Origin of the sequence: Marinococcus sp. PL1-022, assembly GCF_033845285.1 — a bacterium.
Taxonomy (GTDB): Bacteria; Bacillota; Bacilli; order Bacillales; family Marinococcaceae; genus Marinococcus.
In genome coordinates this window covers 1,811,867-1,836,008 of sequence record NZ_JAWXCX010000001.1, presented here as the reverse complement: position 1 = coordinate 1,836,008, position 24,142 = coordinate 1,811,867, and the positions used below count along the sequence as shown (strand labels likewise).

General features: G+C 42.2%; 22 protein-coding genes. 9 read left to right on the top strand and 13 right to left on the bottom strand.

The window, feature by feature from the left end; genetic code table 11:
- Nucleotides 1-28 precede the first annotated feature (28 nt).
- The 3 genes from SIC45_RS09375 to SIC45_RS09365 form a co-directional block, all read right to left on the bottom strand.
- Nucleotides 29-574: a TetR/AcrR family transcriptional regulator gene (locus tag SIC45_RS09375; RefSeq protein ID WP_022793522.1), complete on the bottom strand. Its 546-nt coding sequence runs from the start codon at nt 572-574 to the stop codon at nt 29-31.
- Nucleotides 575-965: 391 nt separating this feature from the next.
- Nucleotides 966-1,256 carry a hypothetical protein gene (locus SIC45_RS09370; RefSeq protein ID WP_319631966.1) on the bottom strand — a complete coding sequence of 97 codons (291 nt, stop codon included), beginning with the start codon at nt 1,254-1,256 and terminating at the stop codon, nt 966-968.
- Nucleotide 1,257: 1 nt separating this feature from the next.
- Nucleotides 1,258-1,482, bottom strand: a complete 225-nt coding sequence (locus SIC45_RS09365) for a helix-turn-helix transcriptional regulator (RefSeq protein WP_319631965.1) — start codon at nt 1,480-1,482, stop codon at nt 1,258-1,260.
- A 539-nt stretch (nt 1,483-2,021) separates the two neighbouring features.
- On the opposite strand from SIC45_RS09365, the gene SIC45_RS09360 reads away from it, so the two are divergent.
- The 3 genes from SIC45_RS09360 to SIC45_RS09350 all read left to right on the top strand — a co-directional run bounded on the left by SIC45_RS09360 (nt 2,022) and on the right by SIC45_RS09350 (nt 4,631).
- Complete coding sequence (locus tag SIC45_RS09360; RefSeq protein WP_319631964.1) at nt 2,022-2,594, top strand: WxL domain-containing protein; 573 nt, start codon at nt 2,022-2,024, stop codon at nt 2,592-2,594.
- A 92-nt stretch (nt 2,595-2,686) separates the two neighbouring features.
- Nucleotides 2,687-3,718 carry a WxL protein peptidoglycan domain-containing protein gene (locus SIC45_RS09355; RefSeq protein WP_319631963.1) on the top strand — a complete coding sequence of 344 codons (1,032 nt, stop codon included), beginning with the start codon at nt 2,687-2,689 and terminating at the stop codon, nt 3,716-3,718.
- A gap of 169 nt (nt 3,719-3,887) precedes the next feature.
- Nucleotides 3,888-4,631: an amidohydrolase family protein gene (locus SIC45_RS09350; RefSeq protein WP_319631962.1), complete on the top strand. Its 744-nt coding sequence runs from the start codon at nt 3,888-3,890 to the stop codon at nt 4,629-4,631.
- 119 nt (nt 4,632-4,750) lie between these two features.
- Here SIC45_RS09350 and araD read toward each other — a convergent pair whose 3' ends face one another.
- Genes araD through SIC45_RS09330 form a run of 4 tightly spaced genes read right to left on the bottom strand, consistent with a single transcriptional unit; the run spans nt 4,751 to nt 9,619 of the window.
- Nucleotides 4,751-5,440: an L-ribulose-5-phosphate 4-epimerase AraD gene (gene araD / locus SIC45_RS09345; protein ID WP_319631961.1), complete on the bottom strand. Its 690-nt coding sequence runs from the start codon at nt 5,438-5,440 to the stop codon at nt 4,751-4,753.
- Between the two features lie 42 nt (nt 5,441-5,482).
- Nucleotides 5,483-6,484 (bottom strand): family 43 glycosylhydrolase, encoded by a 1,002-nt coding sequence (locus SIC45_RS09340; RefSeq protein WP_319631960.1) that lies wholly within the window; start codon nt 6,482-6,484, stop codon nt 5,483-5,485.
- A gap of 45 nt (nt 6,485-6,529) precedes the next feature.
- Nucleotides 6,530-7,954 (bottom strand): L-arabinose isomerase, encoded by a 1,425-nt coding sequence (araA, locus tag SIC45_RS09335; protein ID WP_319631959.1) that lies wholly within the window; start codon nt 7,952-7,954, stop codon nt 6,530-6,532.
- Between the two features lie 27 nt (nt 7,955-7,981).
- Nucleotides 7,982-9,619, bottom strand: coding sequence for an FGGY-family carbohydrate kinase (locus SIC45_RS09330; protein ID WP_319631958.1), 1,638 nt, complete (start codon nt 9,617-9,619; stop codon nt 7,982-7,984).
- 336 nt (nt 9,620-9,955) lie between these two features.
- Here SIC45_RS09330 and SIC45_RS09325 point away from each other — a divergent pair, with 336 nt between their 5' ends.
- Nucleotides 9,956-11,338 carry a sugar porter family MFS transporter gene (locus tag SIC45_RS09325; protein ID WP_319631957.1) on the top strand — a complete coding sequence of 461 codons (1,383 nt, stop codon included), beginning with the start codon at nt 9,956-9,958 and terminating at the stop codon, nt 11,336-11,338.
- Nucleotides 11,339-11,499: 161 nt separating this feature from the next.
- Here the strand turns inward: SIC45_RS09325 and SIC45_RS09320 are convergent, their stop codons facing one another.
- Nucleotides 11,500-12,606, bottom strand: a complete 1,107-nt coding sequence (locus tag SIC45_RS09320) for a GntR family transcriptional regulator (protein WP_319631956.1) — start codon at nt 12,604-12,606, stop codon at nt 11,500-11,502.
- A 197-nt stretch (nt 12,607-12,803) separates the two neighbouring features.
- On the opposite strand from SIC45_RS09320, the gene SIC45_RS09315 reads away from it, so the two are divergent.
- From SIC45_RS09315 to SIC45_RS09295, 5 genes are read left to right on the top strand one after another with little or no spacing between them, the layout of a single operon-like run.
- On the top strand, nt 12,804-14,168 hold the full coding sequence (locus SIC45_RS09315) for an ABC transporter substrate-binding protein (protein WP_319631955.1): 1,365 nt from the start codon (nt 12,804-12,806) through the stop codon (nt 14,166-14,168).
- Between the two features lie 53 nt (nt 14,169-14,221).
- Nucleotides 14,222-15,154 carry a sugar ABC transporter permease gene (locus SIC45_RS09310; protein WP_319631954.1) on the top strand — a complete coding sequence of 311 codons (933 nt, stop codon included), beginning with the start codon at nt 14,222-14,224 and terminating at the stop codon, nt 15,152-15,154.
- Nucleotides 15,155-15,160: 6 nt separating this feature from the next.
- Nucleotides 15,161-16,003, top strand: coding sequence for a carbohydrate ABC transporter permease (locus SIC45_RS09305; protein WP_319632956.1), 843 nt, complete (start codon nt 15,161-15,163; stop codon nt 16,001-16,003).
- A 23-nt stretch (nt 16,004-16,026) separates the two neighbouring features.
- Nucleotides 16,027-16,704 (top strand): YesL family protein, encoded by a 678-nt coding sequence (locus tag SIC45_RS09300; protein ID WP_319631953.1) that lies wholly within the window; start codon nt 16,027-16,029, stop codon nt 16,702-16,704.
- Nucleotides 16,685-18,202: an alpha-N-arabinofuranosidase gene (locus SIC45_RS09295; RefSeq protein ID WP_319631952.1), complete on the top strand. Its 1,518-nt coding sequence runs from the start codon at nt 16,685-16,687 to the stop codon at nt 18,200-18,202. The genes SIC45_RS09300 and SIC45_RS09295 overlap by 20 nt, the downstream gene beginning before the upstream one ends.
- A gap of 245 nt (nt 18,203-18,447) precedes the next feature.
- Here SIC45_RS09295 and SIC45_RS09290 read toward each other — a convergent pair whose 3' ends face one another.
- Genes SIC45_RS09290 through SIC45_RS09270 form a run of 5 tightly spaced genes read right to left on the bottom strand, consistent with a single transcriptional unit; the run spans nt 18,448 to nt 24,141 of the window.
- Nucleotides 18,448-19,653 (bottom strand): anhydro-N-acetylmuramic acid kinase, encoded by a 1,206-nt coding sequence (locus SIC45_RS09290; RefSeq protein WP_319631951.1) that lies wholly within the window; start codon nt 19,651-19,653, stop codon nt 18,448-18,450.
- Nucleotides 19,654-19,667: 14 nt separating this feature from the next.
- Nucleotides 19,668-21,215 (bottom strand): glycoside hydrolase family 10 protein, encoded by a 1,548-nt coding sequence (locus tag SIC45_RS09285; RefSeq protein WP_319631950.1) that lies wholly within the window; start codon nt 21,213-21,215, stop codon nt 19,668-19,670.
- A gap of 25 nt (nt 21,216-21,240) precedes the next feature.
- Nucleotides 21,241-22,155, bottom strand: a complete 915-nt coding sequence (murQ, locus tag SIC45_RS09280) for an N-acetylmuramic acid 6-phosphate etherase (RefSeq protein ID WP_319631949.1) — start codon at nt 22,153-22,155, stop codon at nt 21,241-21,243.
- Complete coding sequence (locus tag SIC45_RS09275; protein WP_319631948.1) at nt 22,152-23,069, bottom strand: BadF/BadG/BcrA/BcrD ATPase family protein; 918 nt, start codon at nt 23,067-23,069, stop codon at nt 22,152-22,154. The genes murQ and SIC45_RS09275 overlap by 4 nt, the downstream gene beginning before the upstream one ends.
- Nucleotides 23,062-24,141, bottom strand: coding sequence for a DUF871 domain-containing protein (locus SIC45_RS09270; RefSeq protein ID WP_319632955.1), 1,080 nt, complete (start codon nt 24,139-24,141; stop codon nt 23,062-23,064). The genes SIC45_RS09275 and SIC45_RS09270 overlap by 8 nt, the downstream gene beginning before the upstream one ends.
- Nucleotide 24,142: the final 1 nt, after the last annotated feature.

Sequence of the window (24,142 nt, the reverse complement as noted above, 5' to 3'; positions counted from 1 at the left end):
ATAATATAATGATAAAAAAATAAGGTGGCTAGGTAACTATTTTTTTTGCCATAGCTAGTGAATATTCGGTCGCCTGTTCAGCTCCTATGAGCGTTGTCATCGATGTTGTGCCCTCGAGCAGCAGGGTAAAGTAATGGGCGAAATCATTGTGATTTTCTTCACCAAGACGGACCGCTGACTGCTGCAAATACTGCAGTAATTTTTCTTTATGTGAACGTGCAATACTTTCAATGCTGTTATCGGTGCCGGCGTAGTCTTCAATGGCCCTCAGAAACATGTCCCCCTTATAGGATTCTTCCTTCAGCCAGGTTCCGTGTGCTTTGACGACAGTGATAAAGGGATGATCATTCTCGTCACGAACGAAGTTGTCCAGATAAGACCAGTATCTTTCTTCCCGCTGCTTCAACACTTCTTCAACTAAATGCTCCTTGGACGAAAAATGATTATACAGTGTCATCGTTGCAACGTCCGCCTCCTGAATAATTTGCTTCAGGCCGACGCCGCGAAAGCCGTGTTCATAAAAAAGTCTTTCCGATACTGTTAAAAGTGCCTTTTTTTTCGCAGAAATAGCCATTGAATACTCCTTTATTAGATAGAACGTTTATTATAATTTAGGATACCATCCGAAGCGTTAATCTGTCATTCTTTTTAAAAGAAGCAATTGTGAAATCGGAGCACGGAATTAAGCAAGATTGGTATGAGGCCTATCAATATATTTTAGAAGCAATCATTTGGAAGTAAATTTTAAACTTTTATATAGTGATACATGTATGAAAATTTTTTAGTGATTGGGAGCATTTTTTCTGAACGAAGGCCACATCACCGTTTTTTAGGTGATGTGGAAGAAAATGTTGTGGGGAAGGGGGTAAATAGAAGAACCACATTTTAATACAAGATTCTTTTATGAAATTTGAAAATTAAGATTATTGATAAAATTTTCTGTTCGTCAGGTGATCTGTTAATTGTTAATAAATTTTTCTGAAGATAAAAATAAGCACCGAGTGAAGGATCATAATTCCCGTAATCAAATACCACATGGCGTCCCGCCACGCATCTCCGTCCAGCGGAACGACGAAGTCCTCGATTAATCTTACCATGACCCAGCCAACGAGAAACATTGGAAAAATAATCGAATACGAGCGGTTGATAATTTCACGGCCGCGTTCATCCTTACCTTCTTCGCCGTGTTGAAAACGGAGCCAGACGAGAATAGAGAAGATGACGACAACTAAATACGGATAGAAAAACCATTCCATGCTAATCCTCTCCTTTTAGATTGTATTGAAAAATATCTTCAATACCGGTATCAAATAGATGTGCCAGTTCAAATGCTAATTTGAGCGAGGGGCTGTATTTGTTTTTTTCTAAGGAAATAATAGTCTGGCGGCTCACACCGATTCTTTTTGCAACCTCGGCCTGGGAATAACCTTTTTTAGCCCGGAACACCGACAGTTGATTAGATAGTTCACCTAGTTCATTCATTCATCTATGACCTCCTTAGGTTTATAGTAATATATTTTTAACATAATGTCAAAAATATATTACATAAATAATGAAGTAGACAGGCTGCTTTTTGGTTGATTTAAAAAACTTTATACAGGCCCCTGTTACCAGTTCAAAAGCAAAACCGTTTCACCCGTCCTTTAACGCTAAAGAAAATAATTATATTTCCTGAAATTTGCGGCTGAGCTCCTGCCCGCAGGTGAAGCACGTCACCAATTTGGGGCTTTTTGAATTCAGTAATTCAAAAGTACTGCTTCTTCTATTTAAAAATATTTTTTTGAAAAACATATTTAGTGCTTTATTACTAAAATTTTAAAATATTAGTTTTTTATACATATTTATCGGTTGATTTTTTTATGAAATAATATATAAATATTAAATATATTTATCATAAAGATATCTATTTTAAACTATTCGAATAATTTAATTGATCCTGATTCTGGAATTACCTTGCTTTTAATTGGGACTAAAGATATACTATAAATATTGAACAATACAAAACAACAGGGGGAATAAATATGAAAAAGGTATCGAAGAAAATAACTGTAAGCGCGATTGCGGCGGGGGTCGCAATGACAACCTTGTCGGCGCCTGTGTTGGCAGCGACAGAATCGGGCACAACTGAAGCAACCATTAATGGCGGCTCCTTGTCTATCGAAAATTTATCCATCAGCAGTTTCGCAGAAACAACTCTGGACGGCTCTGTACAAACTTTGACGACTGATATTGGCGATTATACTGTAGTCGATTCCACAGGAAGCGGGAGCGGCTGGCAGCTGAATGTAGATGCAGCGCCACTGACCAACGCAGATGATTACGCTCTTCCGGCTAATTCCTTGAATATGAGTGCTCCATCTGTTTCGGCCGAAGAAGGTTCTTCTGATAGTGGGACGATCGCTACTCAAGAAGGAGATATCGATACGGGCTCTGAAACGGGCGTCAACATTCTCAGTGCTCAGGCGGACGGAGGCATGGGGACCTTCACGCTATCCGATACTGATTTAAGCCTTGATCTGCAGCCAAAAGATGTGAAGGAAGGCACCTATACATCGACCGTTACCTTCAGCCTGGTATCAGGACCATCATCTTAATAAAAAAGTATATGAAAGCATGTGTTCAAAAAGCCGCGCCTGGGCAGGCCGGCTTTTTATTCATGCATATTTAACAAAAGGAGGCGCTTGGTATGAGGAAATGGCTGATCGCAGCGTTCGGTGTTCTGATTCTTAATATTCCTGTGCAAACTGCCGCAGCAGAAGAAGAAGTTCCCCTGGAAATCGAACCAGTTTATCCGGAAAATCAGGAAACAGGGACGAAGGGATATTTCAGTTTGGCCATGGACCCCGGGGAAGAGCAGACGGTAAATTTTCGTATGACGAATAATTTGGATGAAGAAGTAACGTTAAGTGCAGAGCCGGCGAATGCGTACACACATCCGAAGGGTGGCATCCTGTATAATCCCAGCGTGGATTCACCGAATACCCGGCTGTTGGACGATGCGGTATCCATGAAGGAATATTTAAGCCTGGATGAGACAGTTACGCTGGAGCCGGGAGCCTCTGAAGAGGTCCCGGTTTCGGTGGAAGCTCCGGATGTGGAGGGACAAACGGCGCTGGGAGCGGTTGTGTTTACGACCGAGGTATCGGAACAGGAGGCAGATGGATCAGGCGGCAATGAAGAGGCCAACATTGTTTTAAATACGGAAACATCCTATAAGCTCGCTGTTCAGGTTAATCTGCCTAATGAATCCACGCCGGATTTTTCTGTTGGAGAGGCAGGGTTTCTGACGGAAACCGGTCAGGTATTTATCGAAATGACCAATAACGCCCACCTTATTCAGGGTGATATTTTGGGAGACTATATAGTTACGGATTCCGAAGACGAGGAAGTATTTAGCGGAGAATTAGCGGAATTTAACATGGCCCCCAAATCGAACATACGATACCAAATCCCCTGGAACAATGAGAGCCTCGATGACGGAGATTATACGCTTACGTTGAATGGTTCTGCCGGTGATGATAACTTCTCGGTGGAAGAAGATTTTACGATTGCCCAGGATGATATTGAAGAATATGCGGAAGTTAATACGCCGGAAGTGAATGAACCGGATGGTTTTTCCATGCCAATCTGGGTATGGATACTCGCAGCTGCTTTATTTGGCGGGCTTATGCTTGTGTTGGGAAAAAAGCTAAATAGACCCCAGGCAAAAGAAGAATAAAGGGTATATCAACTGTAGATTCCAATAAATCAGTTCCTTCTTAAATTCAATTATGTGAATAAGTATAGATCATCATGTTCGAAATGAGGCCAGCTTCCTCCATTTCGGGCATTTTTTTGACCAGACAAGCTGAATCGGGGTATTCTTATGATGCAGGAGAGGGGAGTTTATGAGAATATTTGATGCGCACTTCCACATTATTGATTTTAACTTTCCCATTACCGAAAATCAGGACTACACGCCTCCGGAATACATTGCAGCCGATTACCAGAAGGATACAGCTGATTACAAGATCCGGGGCGGGGCAGTGGTATCGGGATCGTTTCAGGGGTTTGACCAGGGCTACTTAATTAAAGCCCTTCAACAGCTGGGCCCCTCGTTTTGTGGGGTAACGCAGCTGCCGTCCAGTGTCAGTGATGAAGAAATTTTACGGCTGCACGATCACGGCGTGAGGGCGCTGCGGTTTAATATCCGCCGGGGCGGGTCCGAAGACCTTTCCAGACTCGATTACCTGGCCCGGAGAGTGCATGAAATAGCGGGGTGGCACAGCGAGCTTTATATGGATGCCAGAGAACTGCCGGAAATAGCCTCTGTTATTGAAAATTTACCTGCTGTATCCATCGATCATTTAGGGCTAACAGAGGAGGGGCTGCCTCACCTTTTGAAATTAGTGGATAAAGGCCTCAGAGTGAAAGCCACCGGCTTTGGACGTGTGGAACTAAATGTCGCAAATGCTTTAACGTCTATTTATTACGCGAATCCGGATGCTTTGATGTTCGGCACCGACCTGCCGTCGACAAGAGCCCCGAGGCCTTTCAAATATGAGGATGTCCAGCTGGTTCAAACTTTATTTGACGTTCAAGCAGCCGACAAAATTCTGTACTCGAATGCGTTGGAATGGTATAGGAAGTAAGTTATTTTTTTGTAAAAATAATTATAAGGTAACAGATACATGTAATCTTCTTGGATGTGTAACCAAAAAACGAGCAGGCCTGTTTAAATTAGGGCCTGCTCGTTTAAGGTAGGAATCATTTATTTAGACTGCCCGTAATAAGCGTTTTCCCCGTGCTTTCTTTCATAATGCTTTTGCAGCACATGGTTATCAAGGGGGAGCTCACCCGAAAGCTGATAGGAAAGAAACGTCATTTTTGCGACTTTTTCAAGCACCACAGCATTATGGAGCGCGTCTTCCGGAGAACCGCCCCAGGCAAACGGTGCATGCCCGTGAACGACAATTCCCGGCACTTCTACAGGATTTCTTCCATGCATGGCTTCTATAATGACTGACCCTGTTTCTTTTTCATAACCATTCTGCACCTCTTCTTTTGTTAGTTGACGTGTGCAGGGAATGTCCCCGTAAAAATAATCCGCCTGAGTGGTTCCGGAGCAGGGAATGCTTTTACCAGCCTGTGCCCAGGCTGTGCCCCAATCCGAATGCGTATGAACAATACCCCGTACACCTGGAAAAGCTTTATACAGCTCGATATGGGTAGGAGTGTCAGAGGAGGGCTTTAAATCGCCTTCCACAACATTTCCTTTTAAATCCACTAATACAATATCTTCGGGGGAGAGCTCTTCATAGGGCACTCCGGAAGGCTTAATGGCTAATAATTCTGCTTCAGGGTCAAATCCACTGACATTTCCCCAGGTAAAAGTAACGAGATCATGATCAACGAGTCCCTGATTTGCGCTGCAGACCTGCTGCTTCAATAGTTCCAGCAATGGGAAACCTCCTTCAATGTACTTACATGTATGTTCAGGAAATTATTCCTTGGAATTTTCTGTCGTTAAAATTGTTGGCGTGTCTGGAGTCCACCGGTCATCCGGGACAGGAATACCAAACACGGGGTTACCGCTTTCGTCCCACGTAATTTCCTGTGCACGGGCATGACGATTCGGATCATAAAGGGGATCTCCAACAATCTCGGTATAATTACGGGCATGATAAACTAAAATGTCGCTGCCGCCATCTTCGGACACGGTAAAGCAATTGTGGCCCGGTCCGTATTGTTTATTCGGTGAATAGCTTTCAAAAACTGGCTCCGGGCTTTTCGTCCAGGAATTTGGATTCAGTAAATCTGCCTTGGCATCACTTGTCAGCAGACCCATGCAGTAATCGATGCCAGTGGCACTTGCTGAATACGTAATAAAGACCTTTTCATTTCTAATCAGAACGGAAGGGCCTTCATTGACCCAGAAGCCTTTAATTTCCCAGGGCAGTTCAGGTTTAGTCAGCAGCACGGGGGTAGACGCCAAAGTCCATGGGTTTTCCATCTCAGCTATATAAATATTTGAATGGCCCTTTATATTTACATCCTGCTGTGCCCAAACATAATATTGAATACCATTGTGCTCAAACGTTGTTGCATCAAGAGCGAATGCACTCCACCCTGCATCTATTTCACCTTTTTCTTTCCATTCGCCTTCAATTGGGTTGTCTGAGTCATTTTCAAGCACAAACATTCGGTGATTGAAGGTATTATCGTCAATGTTGTCGTCAGGAGCGGCGGCATAATAGATATACCATTTCCCGTCTACTCGGTGAATTTCAGGTGCCCAGATTAAGTGACTCTGAGCCCCGCTGCTGTGTTTACGCCAAATAACGTATTCTTCTGCGTCGTACAGGTCATTCAAATGTTTAGCCCGCCGCAAAATAATCCGATCGTAGGAAGGGTGAGAGCCGGTAAAGTAATAAAACCCGTCATGGTGCTTATAAACAAATGGGTCGGCTCTTTGTAAAACAATAGGGTTTTTCAGATTCTCCATAAAGCTCACTCCTTAAATATCAATAGCTTAAGCTGATGAAATATATTAATTAATAACGACGTACTCAAGACCTACCAGCTTCGCATAATTAATAATCTGATCTGTCGTTACATTTAATGAAACAACGGTGTGGTGCCCGCCTCCATTTTCAATCCAGGCTTTTATTCCATCCTGAAGGTTTGGCTTAACACTCCAGAGTATTCGGGCCACCGGGAGGTTCGGAGCAGGAACAGGCGGTTCAAATGCCGAAACCTCATTAATCAGAAGCTTGTAATGCGTTCCAAAATCCGCCATGGAAACCACGACCCCGTCTCCGGCTTTACCATCAAAAACTAAGCGTGCAGGATCTTCTTTATTACCAATGTCTAATGGCGATACCACGATTTTTGGCTTATGGTTTGCCAGGGTAGGATCTACTTCAAGCATATGTGATTGAAGAATAGCTTCTTTTCCAGCCGTCAATTCATAAATATAATCTTCCATAAAACCTGTTGATTCGTTATGACTCATCACCTTCATCAAACGGTCAAGAGCAGCCGTTTTCCAATCCCCCTCAGCAGCAAAGCCGTACCCTTGCCCCATGAGGCGTTGAACAGCAAGGCCTGGCAGCTGCTTCATTCCATGTAAATCCTCAAAGTTGGTCGTGAAAGCATTGTAGCCTCCATCATCCAGAAAGCGTTTAATAGCAATTTCATAGCCTGCCTGTACTTTAACGCTGTCTTTCCATTCTTCTTCTGTATAGCTGCCGTACTCAAATTCATAAAGGTCACCGTATTCCGAAAGGAGGGCTTCAACCTCTTCGTCTGTAACACGGTGGACGTATTCCACAAGGTCTCCAATTCCGTAGTAATCGACGACCCATCCAAATTGAATCTGCGCTTCAATTTTGTCGCCTTCCGTAACACCTACATTGCGCATGTTGTCACCGAAGCGGGCAACCTTAATGTTGAAGCTTTCGTTATAAGCCGCAGCCGTGTTCATCCATTGGGCAATTTCCTGTTGGATGCCGGCATGCTCCCAGTGGCCTGCGACCACTTTGTTCTGCTTGTTTAAGCGGGCATTGATAAAGCCATATTCTCGGTCACCGTGCGCCGACTGATTCAGGTTCATGAAGTCCATATCAATGGTTTCCCACGGGATGCTTTCATTAAATTGGGTAGCTAGATGAAGCAGTGGTTTTTGCAGTATCTTCGTTCCGCGAATCCACATCTTTGCGGGAGAGAAGGTGTGCATCCATGTGATAACGCCGGCCACCTCATCACGATAGTTCACTTCTTTCATGGTGCGTGTAATTTCATCTGTATTGATTGCTAAGTCTTTTAGAACAAGCGGATAAGGTAAAACACCGCTTTCATTTAATGCATCAGTTATGTGCTGGGCATGGGCTTTGACTTCTTTTAAGGCTTCTTCTCCGTAAAGCTGTTGGGAGCCTACAATGAACCAGAATTCTTTTTTTTCAATAGCGGGCATAAGTACTCCTCTTTTCTTATTGATAGTTTAATTTACTTTGACTTGTTCGCCGATTGCATCAGCCGGTGTTAAATGATCAACTGCCGCCTGTTCGATGACGAGACCTTTTTTATAACGTTCCATAAAAATTTCAAACCCTTCTACATCAGCGCGATCAGGATGAATTTCCGTGGTTTCGATTTCTTTAAAAACTTTATTATCCAAAAATTCTTCCAGTGTCTCAGCCGGGCCTTTGTTCTTCGTATAGGAGGCCAGTACAGCAATTCCCCAGGCTCCGCCTTCTCCGGCCGTATCCATAACAGAGACAGGCGTATTCATGGCAGCAGCAACTACCCGTTGTCCCACGACTGGAGTTTTGAACAAGCCGCCATGAGCGAAGACATTATCGATCGCTACCTGTTCTTTATCTGTTAAAAGAACCATGCCGATTTTTAGGGCACCGAAAGCAGAAAAAAGATGCGTCCGCATGAAGTTAGCTAAATTGAAATTGCTTTCGGGAGAGCGCACAAACAAAGGGCGGCCGCTTTCCAGTCCTGTAATATTTTCACCGGAGAAATAACCATAGCTGAGCAGGCCGCCGCCATCAGGATCCGCTTCGAGAGCTTTCTGCAGCATTAATTCAAATAAATCGCCAGAATTAAGCTTTTGTCCCGTTGCTTCTGAAAACTCCCGGAACAACCCAAGCCAGGCGTTCAAATCACTTGAACAGTTATTTGCATGCACCATGGCGACAGGGTTTCCATTTGGTGTAGTAACTAAATCAATTTCCGGATGAGTGTTAGAAATTTTTTGATCCAGCACAATCATCGCAAAAACAGAGGTCCCTACAGAAACGTTTCCGATACGTTTTTTCACGCTGTTTGTAGCCACCATTCCGGTTCCGGCGTCACCTTCCGGAGGGCAAAATGGAATCCCGGGCTGCAGGTTTTGTGATTTATCCAGAATTTTAATGCCGTCATTCGTTAAGGTGCCTGCCTGTTCGCCAGCTGTAAGAACTTCAGGAAGAATGTTTTTAATTTTCCATGGATAATTTCTTGCTGCAGTGAGGGTGTCGAACTGCTCAAGCATGAAATCGTTGTAGTCCTGAGTAGTGTCGTCGATTGGAAACATCCCCGAGGCATCCCCGGCCCCAATGACCTGTTTTCCGGTCAGCAGCCAATGGATGTATCCGCTTAAAGTCGTAATCAACTGAATACGCGGCAAATGTTTTTCATCATCGAGTATGGCTTGATAAAGGTGGGCGATACTCCATCGTTCCGGGATATTGTACTGAAAAAGACCCGTCAATTCGCTGGCCGCAGCGCCGGTGGTATTATTACGCCACGTCCGAAAGGGGACAAGCAGTTCTCCGGTGTGGTCAAATGGCATATAGCCGTGCATCATAGCTGAAATACCTATCGAACCAATAGTGCGGAGGGTAATCCCGTACGCGCTTTCCACTTCGGATTTCATGCTCCCATAAGCCTTCTGCAAACCAGCAATAATATCTTCCTGATGGTATGTCCAAAAACCGTTTTTCATCTGGTTTTCCCATTCATAGCTGCCCGAGGCGATTGTTTCAAAGCTGTTGTTCATCAGTACTGCTTTAATACGAGTGGAGCCAAATTCAATTCCGAGTGAAGTCTGACCTTGAGTAACGGCGTGTTTCATTTCTGACTGCTTCATTTTGACTCATTCCTTTGAAAAGCATTTTTAGTAATTCGAATGAATCTCTCATTTCTGTTTTATTGCGTTAATGAAATCAATGGATAAAACACAACTTGTACGTATAAGTTAAGTTCATTTAATCATGAAACGAAGCTTATTGCAACCGCTTTCTACACTTATTAAACAACATAATTAGAAAAGCTGGAGTGAAAAAATCCTCAATGAGTTTTTTGAAGATGAGCTTGTATGTATTAAATGTAAATATAAACCATATTATTGAAACTTGTACGAACATATGATAATTTTCATGTAATCGTTATCATTTCCAATTATTGAAAGGGGATATTGAACATCATGAAAGAGAAGCAGTCAGTCTGGTATGTGTTGTTGATAGCTTCCGCAGCAGGAATGGCAGGTTTTTTATATGGCTTTGATACCGCAGTAATTTCGGGCGCCATTGGCTTTTTGCAGGAGCTTTATAATTTAAGCCCGGCTATGGAAGGATTTATCATTTCAAGCGTTATGGTAGGAGGAGTTGTCGGGGTCGGGTTGTCCGGCTATCTAAGTGACCGTTTTGGGAGGAAAAAGATTTTAATGCTGTCGGGAATTCTCTTTGCTGTTTCCGCTTTATGGTCAGCGCTTGCTATGAGCGTTACTTCTCTTATTCTTGCAAGAGTTCTGGGCGGCCTCGGAATTGGTTTTGCCTCTGCGTTGTCAGTTACGTATATTGCTGAATGCGCTCCGCCTGCTATACGCGGCCGACTGGCGTCTATGTATCAGCTGTTCACTATTATTGGTATTTCGGCTACGTTTTATATTAATCTTGCTGTTGCAAACTCCGGCAGCTATGGCTGGGGAGTGGAAACAGGATGGAGATGGATGCTGGGCTATGGAGTAGTACCGGGAGTTCTATTTTTCATCATGCTTATTTTTATTCCTGAAAGTCCCAGGTATTTAGTCAAAAAGCAAAAGCATGGAGAAGCGTTTCGGACATTGGAAAAAATTAATAACACGCGCTCAGCTGAACTGGAGCTGGAGGCTATTCAAACCTCTCTTCGAAGCGAATCAAACACATCAATGAGAGAGCTGTTAAAGCCAGGTCTTCGAAAAGCGATGGCAGTCGGTATTTTTCTGGCTTTATTTAATCAGGTTATCGGAATGAACGCTGTAACTTATTACGGACCTACAATCTTTCGGCTGGTAGGATTTGAAAACAATACTGAATTTCTGGCGACGAGTTTAATAGGAACCGTGCAGGTAATATTTACAGTGGTTGCTATTTTATTAATCGACAAAGCAGGAAGAAAACGTTTGATGGGCGTCGGATCTAGTTTGATGGCAATTTTTATGGTCCTTATTGGAAGCGTTTTCTATTTTGATGTAGGCAATGGAATCTGGGCGTTGCTTTTTATCATGGGCTTTACAGCAGCGTTTTGTATTTCAATGGGCCCAATTCCGTGGATTATGATTCCGGAAATTTTTCCAAACCATATGCGTGCAAAAGCAGTCGGAATTGCCACTATGTTTTTATGGGGAGCCAACTGGGCGATAGGGCAATTCACGCCTGTACTCATCAATAACGCCGGAGGCGCGTTTACGTTCTGGATGTTTGCGGTTATTAACGTCATTTGTTTTATATTTGTGATGACCATAGTTCCTGAAACAAAAAACAAGTCTTTAGAAGAAATCGAAACAATTTGGAAGCCTGTAAAGAAATCCTATCGTTTTGAAAAGTAAATGCTCTAAAGAGCCGGGAGAGGCCAGATTTACTGGACTTTACAACAATATATACTGGAGTTACGACTTGTAATCATACAAAAAAGGAAGCTGCGCGCAATAAAAGAAGCAGCTTCCTTTTTTAAATGCAGGCCAGTTGTTCGACGGTCCGCATTTATTATTTATTCTGTTTCCAATGCTGGTGTGAATTGGAGACTCCGTGTCGAATGGCGGTCGATAAAATGAGGCTCGTATACAATAGAGGAAAGGGCAGCATCCGGCTGTTCAATGAGAGTCGTTACATATTTGGCTGCGTCCTCTCCCATACGTTCTTTGGGATGCACGATGGAAGAAAATTTTACTTCAGAGATTTGGGTAAAATGGGAATCGTCAAAGCTTACAACAGAAATATCCCCAGGAATCTGCAGGTTTTTATCGCGAAGCACATCAAGAAGCTGCAGCAGGAGTTCATCGTTATAGGTGACAAGTCCGGTAGGCCCTTCAGTCTGGTCCTTTAAAATCTGTTCGACAGACTGAGCGGCCTTTGAATACTTTTCGTCGGTGGAATATGTGATCAAAAGTGATGGATCTACTGGACAGCCGTAGTACCGGTGGGCTTTAAGGTAGCCTTTCATCCGCTGAACACCCTGCATATCATCAGTCTTAAATAACCCTATAATACGCCGGTGCCCGAGCTGGATTAAATGCTCCGCATTTCGGAAGCCGGCATCCTGGTCGTTTAAGGTTAAACTCAGCGGTTCAAGCTCTTCATAATACGCGTTTATCATAACGTAAGGAATGCCGGCATTTTCGAGATTCAGGTAGTAATTTAGATTGGGATTAGCTTGCGCGCTGCGCGTAGGTTCAATAATTAGTCCATCGACCTGCTGGGTAAGAATATTTTCGAGCGCCTGTTTTTCTTTATCAAAATCGTTATTGGTACTCATGAGAATAACGTTGTAGCCTTTATCGCTTAAATACCGTTCCGCTCCGCGTATAATATAGGGAAAAATATAATCGGAAATGTACGTAGTGATAATGGCCACATTTTTACGGGTGGAGGGAGAAGTAAATTTAGAGCGGTCTGCACAAAATGTTCCCACGCCGTGCTCCCGGTACAGCCATCCCTCACTCACTAGCTCACCGATAGCCTGACGCACGGTATGTCTGCTTACTTCAAAGTTTTTTACATATTCGTATTCGGATAGAATTTTTTGATGGGGACGGAAGCTGCCGTCCAAAATTTTAGACTGGATGTTCTGCTTTAATTGTTTATATTTTGAGACCATCATGCACCTCTTTTTCTTTTTATCGTATCACACACATGCGTACAACTGAAGAAAAATTGTTGTGTCAGTATTTTCGTCATTTAAGATCTAAATATTGAAATAAATGTATAGAAAGCGCTTGCAATAAATGCACCTGTATGGTTAAATAAAAAATAACTTGTACGTATAAGTTAGGAGAATAAATAAGGGGGACAATTATGAAACATTGGTCGATTTTTGGTGGGGCGATGCTGTCTTTGGTTTACTTAGCAGGTTGTGGCGGCGGGAGTGGTGGCGGAAGTGACGGTGAAGGAAGTGGAGGAGAAGGCGAAGCAGATGAAGTGGAAGTAATCGGCGAAGATAGCGAGAATGCTACCGAATTAACTTTTTGGACATTCAACGAACAACATATTGGTATTTATGAAGACGCAGTAAATAGATGGAATGAGGAGCATGCAGACCGGCCGATTAAATTACAGGCTGAGGTCTACCCTATTGATCAGATGAATAATAATTTGCTTCTTTCTCTACAGTCGGGGTCTGGAGCTCCTGACATGGCAGACATAGAAATTAGTTACTTTGCCAACTTCCTCGAAGGTGACGTTCAATTAGAATCAATGAATGAATACGTAGAGCCAGTGCTCGACGATATGGTGGAAGAACGGTTTGATATATATTCCAAGGATGATAATTATTACGGTATGCCTTACCACGTTGGCGCTACAGTAATGTATTATAATACGGAGATTATGGAAGAAGCCGGCGTGAATATAGATGAAATTGTTACCTGGGATGACTATGTAGAAGCAGGAGAACAGGTGGTAGAAAATACAGATTCTATGATGACTACAGTAGAGGTGGATGAGCATTTCAGCTTCTGGCCTTTAATCAGTCAAAGAGGATCCGATTACTTCAATGATGAAGGCGATCTAACCCTGGCAAACGATACTAACGTTGATACACTTCAATTTCTAGACGACATGGTGAATGAACATGAAGTAGCGGAAGTAACACCAGGCGGATTTCATCACTCTGAAGAATACTATGGCTATATGAATAACGGCGGAGCCGCTTCGTTAATGATGCCAACCTGGTACATGGGCAGATTTATTGATTATATGCCTGATCTCGAAGGAAAAATGGAAATTCGTCCACTGCCGGTATGGGAGGAAGGCGGAAACCGTACAGCTGGAATGGGCGGTACAGGTACAGTAGTGACTAATCAGACGGAAGAGCCGGAACTGGCTAAAGAATTTTTAGCCTATGCGAAATTGTCTGAAGAAGGAAATATTGCACTTTGGCAGGAATTAGGATTTGATCCACCAATGTACACTGTGTGGGATGATGAAGCCATGGATGAACCTAACCCTTACTACGACTACTTTGACGATGAAATCTTTGACACTCTTCTAGACTTAAACGGAGAAATTGAAGCATTGAATATTACACCGGATCTGCCGGATGTACAGTCCGAAATTCACACGAATGTGCTGAACAGCGCTATCAGGCAGCAGAACCAGGAGCCGGAAGAAGCATTGAAGCAGGCTGAAGAAGCAGTGAAAAGCGGTCAGACAGAAGAATAGGGTGGGGGGCTTTTGCCCTCCTTCTATCATTATTTAACGGAAAGGAGCCGAAAATGGAACGTTCAGAAACAATGTCCAACAAAAAGTCTTTTTCTTTAAAAGGTATTCTACGTTTTCTGAATTCAAGAAAGGTTGCTCCTTATGTTTTTGTATCGCCTTTCATTGTATCTTTTTTGGTACTGTACCTGTATCCAATGATTCAGGCGATCGTTATGAGTTTTCAGCAGGTCCTTCCCGGTCAGACAACGTTTATAGGAACTCATAACTACCAACGGATTTTAAACCCGACGTTTTTTCAGGCGCTGGGAAATACAGCAACCTACGTGTTCTTTACGGTCATTATATTAGTAATGATTCCGATTGTGCTTTCGGTATTTTTAAACAGTAAATCTTTGTATTTTAAAAATTTCTTTAGAGCTTCACTTTTCATACCGGCTCTCACCTCAGTCATTGTCGCTGGTATCATTTTCCGGATGATGTTTGGGGAGTCGGAAAACTCCTTTGTAAACGAATTGCTCGGCCTTGTTGGTATGGAACCGGTGCAGTGGAGGTACGGAGCAGGCACAGGGATGTTTTTAATGGTGCTGCTTGCTTCATGGCGCTGGATTGGTGTGAACATATTATACTTTCTAGCTGGTCTGCAGAACGTTTCGGAGGAATTATATGAAGCGGCTGACATCGACGGGGCCAACCCCTGGCAGAAGTTTTTATTCGTTACGATGCCCGCTTTAAAGCCAGTTATTATTTTCGTAGCCACAATTACGATCATTAACGGCTTCCGGATGTTTGAAGAAAGCTTTGTATTCTGGGAAAACAGCTCTCCCGGCAATATTGGATTAACTGTTGTGGGATATATTTACCGCGAAGGTATTCAACAAAACGACATGGGATTCGGCGCAGCTATCGGAGTTGTGCTAATGCTGATCATATTTGTTGTAAGTATTGTTCAACTGAAATTCTTTGGCGCCTTCAAAAAGGAGGATTAGAGAGTGATGGGCAAAAATAATAAAAAATGGGTGTCAATTCTATTGACTGTGTTGTTTGCAGTAATAACCGTAATTGCTCTCACCCCGGTAGTATCATTAATTGTAGCTTCCATGCGACCCTCATCAGAATTAATGAGGCAGGGCCTTTCCTTTTTCTTTGATCCGGCTGCCCTGGATCTTGGTAATTACTTGGCCGTATTTTCTGAGGAGGGGGCCAGCTATTGGCAGTGGTATATGAACAGTCTTATTGTTAGCGGAGGCTTAATTGTATTATCGCTATTCTTTTCCTCCATGGTGGGCTATGCGCTAGCGATGTATAATTTTAAAGGCGCGAGAGTTATCTTTATGCTTGTATTGTTTGTACTTATGGTGCCATTCGAGATTTTAATGCTTCCATTGTACCAGATGATGATTGGTTTGAATTTGGTGGACACCTACTTTGCCGTCATGCTTCCTTTAATTGTCGCTCCAGTGGCAGTGTTCTTCTTTAGGCAATACTGTTTGGGACTTCCTAAGGAATTGATGGAGTCGGCCAGGATTGACGGGTGCACAGAGTACGGCATTTTTTTCAAAATAATGGCTCCGCTCATGGGGCCATCATTTGCGGCAATGGCTATTCTACAGGGACTTACCAGCTGGAATAATTTTTTATGGCCGTTGTTGATATTAAGATCGAATGAAATGTTCACGCTTCCGGTTGGCCTGGCCACATTACTTACTCCGTATGGCAATAACTATGAGCTTTTGTTTTCCGGGTCAGTGCTGACGATCGTGCCTATTGTCATTCTGTTTCTATTCTTTCAAAAGTTCTTCATCTCCGGACTTACTGTCGGCGGTGTTAAAGGCTAATTACCTCATGGGGAGGGAAAGATATGAAAAAGCTCCCATTAGAAAAATTAAATATGATTTTTATGTGGATCAATAAGCTTTTTATATTAAACGTATGCTGGATTGCAGGGATGCTTGGCGGACTAGTAGCGTTTGGCGTATTTCCTGCTTTTACAGCAGCTCTGGGTGTATCAAAGGAGCTCTTAAACAGCAGGGAGGTAAAAGTAGGGAAAAAATTTATTCAATTCTACAGGCGGGATTTTGCTCAAGCAAACATGCTTGGTTTCCTGTGGCTTGGAGGCGCCGTGCTTATTCTGGTAAACTATGCGGCACTGAATAACGGTTTTTCCGCAAACGCAGTAACAATATTTTTCTACATTGTTATTTTAGTCGTTTACAGTTCACTAACAGTGCATCTTTTTGCTTTACATTCAAGCTTTCAAACGAGTTTATTAACTTATTTTAAAAACGCTTTGATTATTGGAATCACAAAAATGCACATTACTGTTTCATTAATAGCAGTTCATTTTGCTTTAATCTATGGGGCGTTAACGATCCCGGCCTTTTTTCTTTTTTTCTACGGCAGTCTTTCCTCGTTAGCAACAGTATTTATTACGAAAAATCTTTACCAGCGTTTGGAGGAAAAGAGTGTACGAGAGCAGGAATTTACGAATTACAGCATAACCAAGGAGCGTACAAAATATGGCGAAAAAACAACCTAAAGCTACCGTTATTGTCGATAAGGATTTTGTAATTTCCGAGGTGGATGAGCGAATTTATGGCTCTTTCATCGAGCAATTGGGCCGGGCTGTATATGGAGGCATTTATGAGCCGGGCCATGAACTGGCAGATGAACAGGGCTTTCGCCAGGACGTACTGCAATTGGTCAGGGATCTGCAGGTTCCCATTGTTCGTTATCCAGGTGGAAACATGGTTTCTGCGTATAATTGGGAAGACGGCGTAGGGCCAAAAAATGAACGGCCGAGACGGCTCGAGCTTGCCTGGAGTACCATAGAGACAAACGAAGTGGGAACAAATGAATTTGCCAACTGGGCGTCAAAAGCCGGCACCGAGGTTATGATGGCTGTAAACCTGGGAACCAGAGGCATCGATGCTGCAAGAAACCTGCTGGAATACTGCAATCATCCCGGCGGTACGTACTATAGTGATCTGCGGAAAGCCCACGGCTACGAGCAGCCGCACAATATTAAAACGTGGTGCCTTGGCAATGAAATGGACGGGCCCTGGCAGATCGGCGGCAAAACGGCTGACGAATACGGACGTCTCGCTTATGAAACAGCAAAAGCGATGAAAACCGTGGATCCATCGATTGAACTGGTGAGCTGTGGTAGTTCGAATTCCGATATGCCGACCTTTCCGGAATGGGAAGCAACAACGCTTTCACACACTTATGAATTTGCCAATTACATTTCGCTTCATCAATACTACGGAAATCCGGAAAATGATACGGCTAATTTTTTAGCAAAATCGTTAGATATGGATCAGTTCATTCGTACGGTCATCTCCACGTGCGATTACATCAAGGCCAAAAAGCGAAGTGAAAAAACGATCAACCTTAGCTTTGATGAATGGAACGTATGGTTTCATTCGACCGAAGCGGATGAAAAACTAAAGCCCTGGCAGATCGCACCGCCGCAGCTGGAGGACGTTTATAATTTCGAAGATGCCCTGCTGGTGGCCAATATGATTCATACACTGATTAACCATGCAGACCGCGTAAAGATGGCCTGCATGGCACAGCTCGTAAACGTGATCGCCCCCATTATGACTGAAAATCAGGGCAGAGCGTGGAAGCAGACGATTTACTATCCATATTATTATTTGTCAGTTTACGGTCGCGGCCAGGCGCTGAAGCCGATCATTCATTCGGATAAATACGATTCCAAAGAGTTTACAGATGTCCCTTATTTAGATAGCGCCGTTGTATTAAATGAAGAACGAAACGAACTGGTGCTTTTTATGACGAACAGGCATTTGGAAGATTCATTGTCCATTTCGTATGACCTGCGTTCATTTGAACAGGCAGAGGTAGTGGAGCATATCGTGCTCGAACATGATGATCCAAAGGCGGTGAATACAAAAGACAGGGAAGAAGTAGCACCGCACCGCGGAGGAAATGCTGTGATGGAGGACAAGCAGCTGAAGGCAGAGCTGCCACGCATGTCCTGGAGTATGGTGAGACTGCGTATAAAAAAATAACTTGAAGTGATTAACAAGGGTTCTTAGATAAATGTCTAAGAACCCTTCAGTCTGCTAAAAATATTTTTAATTTTTGAGGCTATCGCCAGTCTTTTACTATAGTTAGTGATGAAGGAGGAGAGTGCTTGTAGCTTATGCTTTCAGTTAAAACACATTAAATAAAGGTATTTTAAATTTATCTTCAGAGTACATGATCTATAGCATAACCCTTTGGTAGTAATGCAACATTTATCGAATCAATAAATTTACTTTAAATCATGGAAACGATGAACTTTTTTGAATGCATTTTTAGTGTTACAGGCTACCTCTCCCATGATTACTGAAGATTTGGCTCCGGTAAAAACAGGAAGCTGATTATAATCACCCGTTAAACGTTTGTACCCTAAAATCGCAAAAGCCATAGCTTCTTTCATTTGATTGTCAATTCCAAAATCATCGTGGGAGAGAAATTGAGATCCGGTGAGTTTTTGGCGTAAATCATTCATAAGCACGGGATTACGACTTCCACCACCGCCAATAATCACTTTGGAAACAGGAGAGGCGGGGTTTAACTGACGATAATGAAAAGCGATGGTTTCAGCTGTCCATTCCGTTACTGTTCGAATAATATCCGGCATCTTTAAACCTAACTTTTCACCTGTTGCCAGTATATGATTAACATAGGTATATCCAAATAATTCGCGGCCAGTGGTTTTCGGGTACTGTCGGTACAGATAAGGCTCCTGCATGAGCCATTTAAGCAACTGCTGACTAGTTGACCCTGTTGAAGCTATCTCACCTTCAGAATCGTAGGCCAATTTACCGTTAGTGAACCTGCTTACCAGCTGATCAATCAGTATATTTCCAGGACCAGTATCAAAGGACACAGGTTCAGATTGGCTCTGCTTTGGGGGTAAATACGTTACGTTTCCTATACCACCGATGTTTTGGACAGCTACGTCTTTTTTATCTTCTCGAAAAAGCAGCTGATCAACATAAGATACGAGGGGAGCACCCTGACCACCAGCTGCAATATCAGCAACACGAAAATTTCCAACAACCGGAGTGTCTGTGTGGTAAGATAATGCTGAAATATCACCAATTTGCAAAGTGTTTGGGATATCGAGCTCGTCAGTTTGATTCATAGTTGGCTGGTGAAAAATAGTTTGGCCGTGAGAGCTGATAAAAGAGAGATCATCACTGCTTCGATGATATTTTTTTAATGTTTTGTTCACTATATCTGCATACATATTTCCCAGATAGGCATTCATCGAAGAAATTTTTTCAATTCGGGCAGAAGAAGGTTCACATAATTGATGCAACACCGCTTTAATTTTTGCAGGGAAAGGTTCGCTATACTGGCCTGCAATTTTATAGTTTGTTTGTGAATCAGTATCATTTATTTCAATAAGAGCAGCATCAATCCCATCTAAAGAAGTTCCGGACATTAAACCTATACCTAAAATAGTCATCGTTTCTCCTCACTTTAGGAATTATGATTTTTAGTTTTAGCCTTTTTAGCATCTTTGCTTTCAATATTTGTAGAAGATAATGATTTGACTCCATACGTGTAGTCTTGATCTTTTTCAGCCTCTTCATCTACAAAAAGGGTTTCCTTGCCTTCACTATAAACAACGCCGGCGATATTTTCGGGATTGGAGTAATCGCCTTCTTTATTTCCTTCAAACCGATAGACTACGAATTTTTCTGCTTCTTTGTTGTCATAAATATAAATATTATTATGTTCAACTTTTATTCTATTCGGTTTTTTGGGCTTTTGTTCTCCGTTCCATGGGGCCTCGGGCACTAAAGCTTTTGTATAGTAAACTTCGTCCTGAACGAGGTCCATGTAGCTAAGTTTATTTTGTAAGATTTTAGACCATGAAAAATGCATTTGTCCTTCAACACCGGAGTGGTTGCGATTATCTTTAATTTGTTCGGTCAATTCGGCAGGGTTATTCCATGTATCGTCAATAGTATCTGTCCCTACTTTATAATCAGCCAAACCAATGTATAAATTAGTAGGGTGAACTTGTGAGTATTGGTCTACTTCGTTTTCCCACCATTTCTGCAATATTGTATAATTTGCTGGCTGGAAATCTCTTGACCAATAAATTTGCGGAGTAATGTAGTCTAAAGAGCCATTTTTAATCCACTGACGAGTATCTGCATATAAATCGTCATAGTTGGTTTGAGCGGCTGTAGTATCACTGCCACTTGGATCTACGGAGTCATTTCTCCATACTCCGAATGGGGATATACCGTACTCCACAGAAGGGTCTATACTTTTAATCGCAGTATTGATATCGTCCACGAGAGTATTTACATTATTTCTTCTCCAGTCTTCTTTATCCTCATAATTTTCTCCGAACTGATCGAAAGAGTCACTATCCGGAAAATCTTCACCTGCAATTCTGTAAGGGTAGAAATAGTCGTCCATGTGCACTGCATCTATATTGTAGTTGTTCACTAATTCTTCGATCGTTTTTATCACATACTCCTGCGTTTCTGGAATACCAGGATCCAAGTAATATTGATCTCCGTAATTTACTACCCACTCAGGATGTTTAACAGCCACATTTGTTTCAGACAAATCCGAAAGCTCTTCTCCCGGCATCGTCAATCGATATGGATTAACCCAGGCATGTAATTCAATACCACGCTGATGTGCAGCATCGAGCATTATTTGTAAAGGGTCATACCCTGGATCAGTCCCTTGATTTTCTCCTGTGATATAAGAGGACCAGGGCTCTATGTCAGAAGGGTAGAGGGCATCGCCTGCGGGTTTAACCTGAAACACAGCAGAATTAAAATTTTGATTTTCAATCTGGGACATAGTGTTAGCAGCCCAGTCTTTAAATTCTTCTTTATTTTTTCCTGACGGCATATCAATATTTTCAACACTGGCTATCCAGGCTGCTCTCATCTCTCTTTTAGGCTGGTAAGAATCACTCTCTGCTTTAGCGGTAGCGGTGCCTGTATAAGGGATTATCATTATCAAAGCCATTGCTAAAAATGCTAATCTTTTTTTCAAAATAATCACCCCCTGAATTCTTGGTTCAGCTTTTATTTAAAGTATCAGCAGAAGGATATCCATTTAATATATCCTGAATGCGACCGCGATGACGAAGAAGGGCATTAGCTACTTCGTTACCTTGAAGTGAAGTTAAAAGCGAGACTATAGCGGGTTTAACTTCTTTATAATTTTTCAGTGCATCAATGGCTTCAGATTCCGAGCATCCTGTGGCCTCGATAATAATACTAAGAGCCCTTTCACGAAGTTTAATATTTGAAGGCTGAAGGTCCACCATCAGATTTCCATAAACTTTTCCCTGGCGAATCATAGTGCCTGTTGATAGCATGTTTAGTATTAATTTTTGAGCAGTTCCGGCTTTCATGCGTGTTGACCCTGTGATGGCTTCTGGTCCTGTGTTTACTTCCAAAGCGGTGTCGGCGGTTTCAGCCAGTGGAGATCCGTAGGAACAGACTAATGCAATGGTATAAGCACTGTTTTCATTAGCAGCTTCTAAGGCTCCTATAGTATATGGGGTCCGGCCGCTTGCGGCGATACCAACAACCGTGTCGTTTTTATTTACATTAAGATTTTGAATATCTTTTCTGCCTGCTTCTATATCATCTTCTGCACCTTCTGCCGCCTGGAAAATTGCTTTTTCGCCCCCGGCAATTATACCTAATACATTAGAAGGTTCTGTGTTAAATGTCGGTGGGCATTCGACAGCGTCAAGTACGCCTAATCGTCCGCTTGTGCCGGCACCTACATATAATAAACGGCCTCCTTTATTCATGGAAGAAGTTATTCGATCAACCGATTCAGCGATAATTGGGATGATGTCTGCAATAGCTAAAGGAACCGTTTGATCCTCCTTGTTAATCAACTCCAGCATCTTATCGGTTGGTAAATTGTCAATGTTTGTAGTTTTCGGATTTCGCTTTTCTGTATCTATATTTTTCATTTTCTCACTCCCTTGTAATAATTGAAGCAGGCGGCTTCAACAAATATGTTTTTATTCGATTTTGATACCGTATTTGTTAATTGAAAATTGCTTATATGCTTTTGGAATTCGCTAAAGTATCTGTCATTGTTTTCAAACATTCCTCCCTTAACGATCAAGGGAATACTGGAAGACAAGCCGAGAGATGTAATAGCTTTATAAACACTGCCGGCCATTTTTCGTGAGGCATCGCTTATAATGCTCTGTGCCTCTGAATTACCGTTTTTAGCTGTTGATTCTACCCAGAGAGAGAGTTGGGCAATGGCTTCTTTATCCTGAGAGTAAAACCATTCTTTAAGTTTATTGCTTGAGGCGGGATAATCATCTTTTATCCATTGGTCTTTAAGTATGGATCTGTAGCAGTATTCCATACTTTCTAAAACCTGCTGTATAGCCTTTTTGCCAATTCCATATGCACTTTCTTCATCACCCAATAGATGCCCCCAACCTCCAAGAGTCTTCAATTTGTTTTGATGCTCCAAGCAAATAATAGCCCCAGTGCCGGAAATTACAAGCATACCTTCTCCTTCAGGGAATTCTGCCCGATAAGCCAATTCAATATCACTGGTAACTGCAATGTTTTCGTTTATATAGTTGTACCAATGCAAAGGGGTATGCCATCGGTGTTTATATGTGTTAAACCCAGCAATTCCTATAATGGCCCGGAGTGGTTTTATTTGTATTTGTTCAGCACATTGTATTAAGGCATCTTCAATATTTTGTTCAGCGTAATCATTATTACTGACAATGTTGCCCGGCCCGGTCTGAATTTGAAATAAAATCTTTTTCGACTGCATTTCTACAAGAGTCCCTACAGTTTTTGTGCCACCAGCATCTATTACTACGATGTATTGCCCGTAAAAAGATTTATTCAAAGGCGAACATCTCCCACGGCTTCAAATAGTTCATTAAAATATTTTCTTCATCATCAATTCGGGCAATGATGTTCTTATTACCATCGTTCTGCATTTCTTTTAGAGCGATTTGAAGTTCTCCTTTGTATTGACCGTAATTATCATTACCTATGACAATGTCTCCGCGTTGAATATTGTTGCAGTCATGAGACGGAAAAGAATATTCTTTGTACTTTACACGGCTTTGTGTAGACCGGATAACATAGTCAGAAACATCCCCGCGATAAAAGTGGGGTTCTTGAAAAAGGATTGTTTTTTCCAACTCAGTAACGTCGTCGGACAAATGAATCTTAAAAATGATCATGCTTTTAGATAAATTTGAAAGAATGCTCATCTCTTCATTTGAGGCAAAACAGTTGCTAATAATAACGTCATTGATTAATTGAGTCGCAAAGAAGTGTTTTGCCTGCGTTTTTAATGAAAGATTTCGGTGTTCCTCCAGAGTAGGCATGCCTTCCATAATAGGCCAGGGACCGAAAGAACTTTCAGGAGAGGTAATGAATGCACTGGTATGGAGACCGTACTTAAGGAACTTCAGGCTGCATTCTTCAAAGAAGTCATAGGATAAACCTGTGTAGCGCTGTGGGTAAAAGTTGTGGCTGCCAATTAGATTTTCACGGTTGGGTTGATATGAAAGAATATTATCGATGTAGTGGGTGGCGTTGCTCATATTAATTTCGATTTTTAAGTCGAATTTATTATGAGTCATCTTTGCTTCTTCAAGTCCAGTAAAACCGAGATCTAATCGGAGGCCATCAGCGCCTAAATCGTTAAAAAAAGACAAATCATTGTAATCGATATCCAATGCGGTAAAAGTTTTTGGGCTGACATCCACTATAATTTCAAAGCCTAAATGTTTTGCTTCCGTTATCGTCTTTTTGAAATCGCTTAAAATAGCAGATTTTGAGCCTTCAACGGAGAGAAGGCACATAAATATTTTCGAAAAACCGTACTCATGAGCCTGGCAGATGTAATTAATATTGTCTTCATAAGAAGCGTGATTTGGGTAAATAGAAATGCCTAGCCTTTTAATT

What these genes read in the sequence shown, in the direction of transcription:
- SIC45_RS09375 (WP_022793522.1), bottom strand. Translation starts at nt 574, where the DNA reads ATGGCTATTTCTGCGAAAAAAAAGGCACTTTTAACAGTATCGGAAAGA.
- SIC45_RS09370 (WP_319631966.1), bottom strand. Translation starts at nt 1,256, where the DNA reads ATGGAATGGTTTTTCTATCCGTATTTAGTTGTCGTCATCTTCTCTATT.
- SIC45_RS09365 (WP_319631965.1), bottom strand. Translation starts at nt 1,482, where the DNA reads ATGAATGAACTAGGTGAACTATCTAATCAACTGTCGGTGTTCCGGGCT.
- SIC45_RS09360 (WP_319631964.1), top strand. Translation starts at nt 2,022, where the DNA reads ATGAAAAAGGTATCGAAGAAAATAACTGTAAGCGCGATTGCGGCGGGG.
- SIC45_RS09355 (WP_319631963.1), top strand. Translation starts at nt 2,687, where the DNA reads ATGAGGAAATGGCTGATCGCAGCGTTCGGTGTTCTGATTCTTAATATT.
- SIC45_RS09350 (WP_319631962.1), top strand. Translation starts at nt 3,888, where the DNA reads ATGAGAATATTTGATGCGCACTTCCACATTATTGATTTTAACTTTCCC.
- SIC45_RS09340 (WP_319631960.1), bottom strand. Translation starts at nt 6,484, where the DNA reads ATGGAGAATCTGAAAAACCCTATTGTTTTACAAAGAGCCGACCCATTT.
- araA (WP_319631959.1), bottom strand. Translation starts at nt 7,954, where the DNA reads ATGCCCGCTATTGAAAAAAAAGAATTCTGGTTCATTGTAGGCTCCCAA.
- SIC45_RS09330 (WP_319631958.1), bottom strand. Translation starts at nt 9,619, where the DNA reads ATGAAGCAGTCAGAAATGAAACACGCCGTTACTCAAGGTCAGACTTCA.
- SIC45_RS09325 (WP_319631957.1), top strand. Translation starts at nt 9,956, where the DNA reads ATGAAAGAGAAGCAGTCAGTCTGGTATGTGTTGTTGATAGCTTCCGCA.
- SIC45_RS09320 (WP_319631956.1), bottom strand. Translation starts at nt 12,606, where the DNA reads ATGGTCTCAAAATATAAACAATTAAAGCAGAACATCCAGTCTAAAATT.
- SIC45_RS09315 (WP_319631955.1), top strand. Translation starts at nt 12,804, where the DNA reads ATGAAACATTGGTCGATTTTTGGTGGGGCGATGCTGTCTTTGGTTTAC.
- SIC45_RS09310 (WP_319631954.1), top strand. Translation starts at nt 14,222, where the DNA reads ATGGAACGTTCAGAAACAATGTCCAACAAAAAGTCTTTTTCTTTAAAA.
- SIC45_RS09305 (WP_319632956.1), top strand. Translation starts at nt 15,161, where the DNA reads ATGGGCAAAAATAATAAAAAATGGGTGTCAATTCTATTGACTGTGTTG.
- SIC45_RS09300 (WP_319631953.1), top strand. Translation starts at nt 16,027, where the DNA reads ATGAAAAAGCTCCCATTAGAAAAATTAAATATGATTTTTATGTGGATC.
- SIC45_RS09295 (WP_319631952.1), top strand. Translation starts at nt 16,685, where the DNA reads ATGGCGAAAAAACAACCTAAAGCTACCGTTATTGTCGATAAGGATTTT.
- SIC45_RS09290 (WP_319631951.1), bottom strand. Translation starts at nt 19,653, where the DNA reads ATGACTATTTTAGGTATAGGTTTAATGTCCGGAACTTCTTTAGATGGG.
- murQ (WP_319631949.1), bottom strand. Translation starts at nt 22,155, where the DNA reads ATGAAAAATATAGATACAGAAAAGCGAAATCCGAAAACTACAAACATT.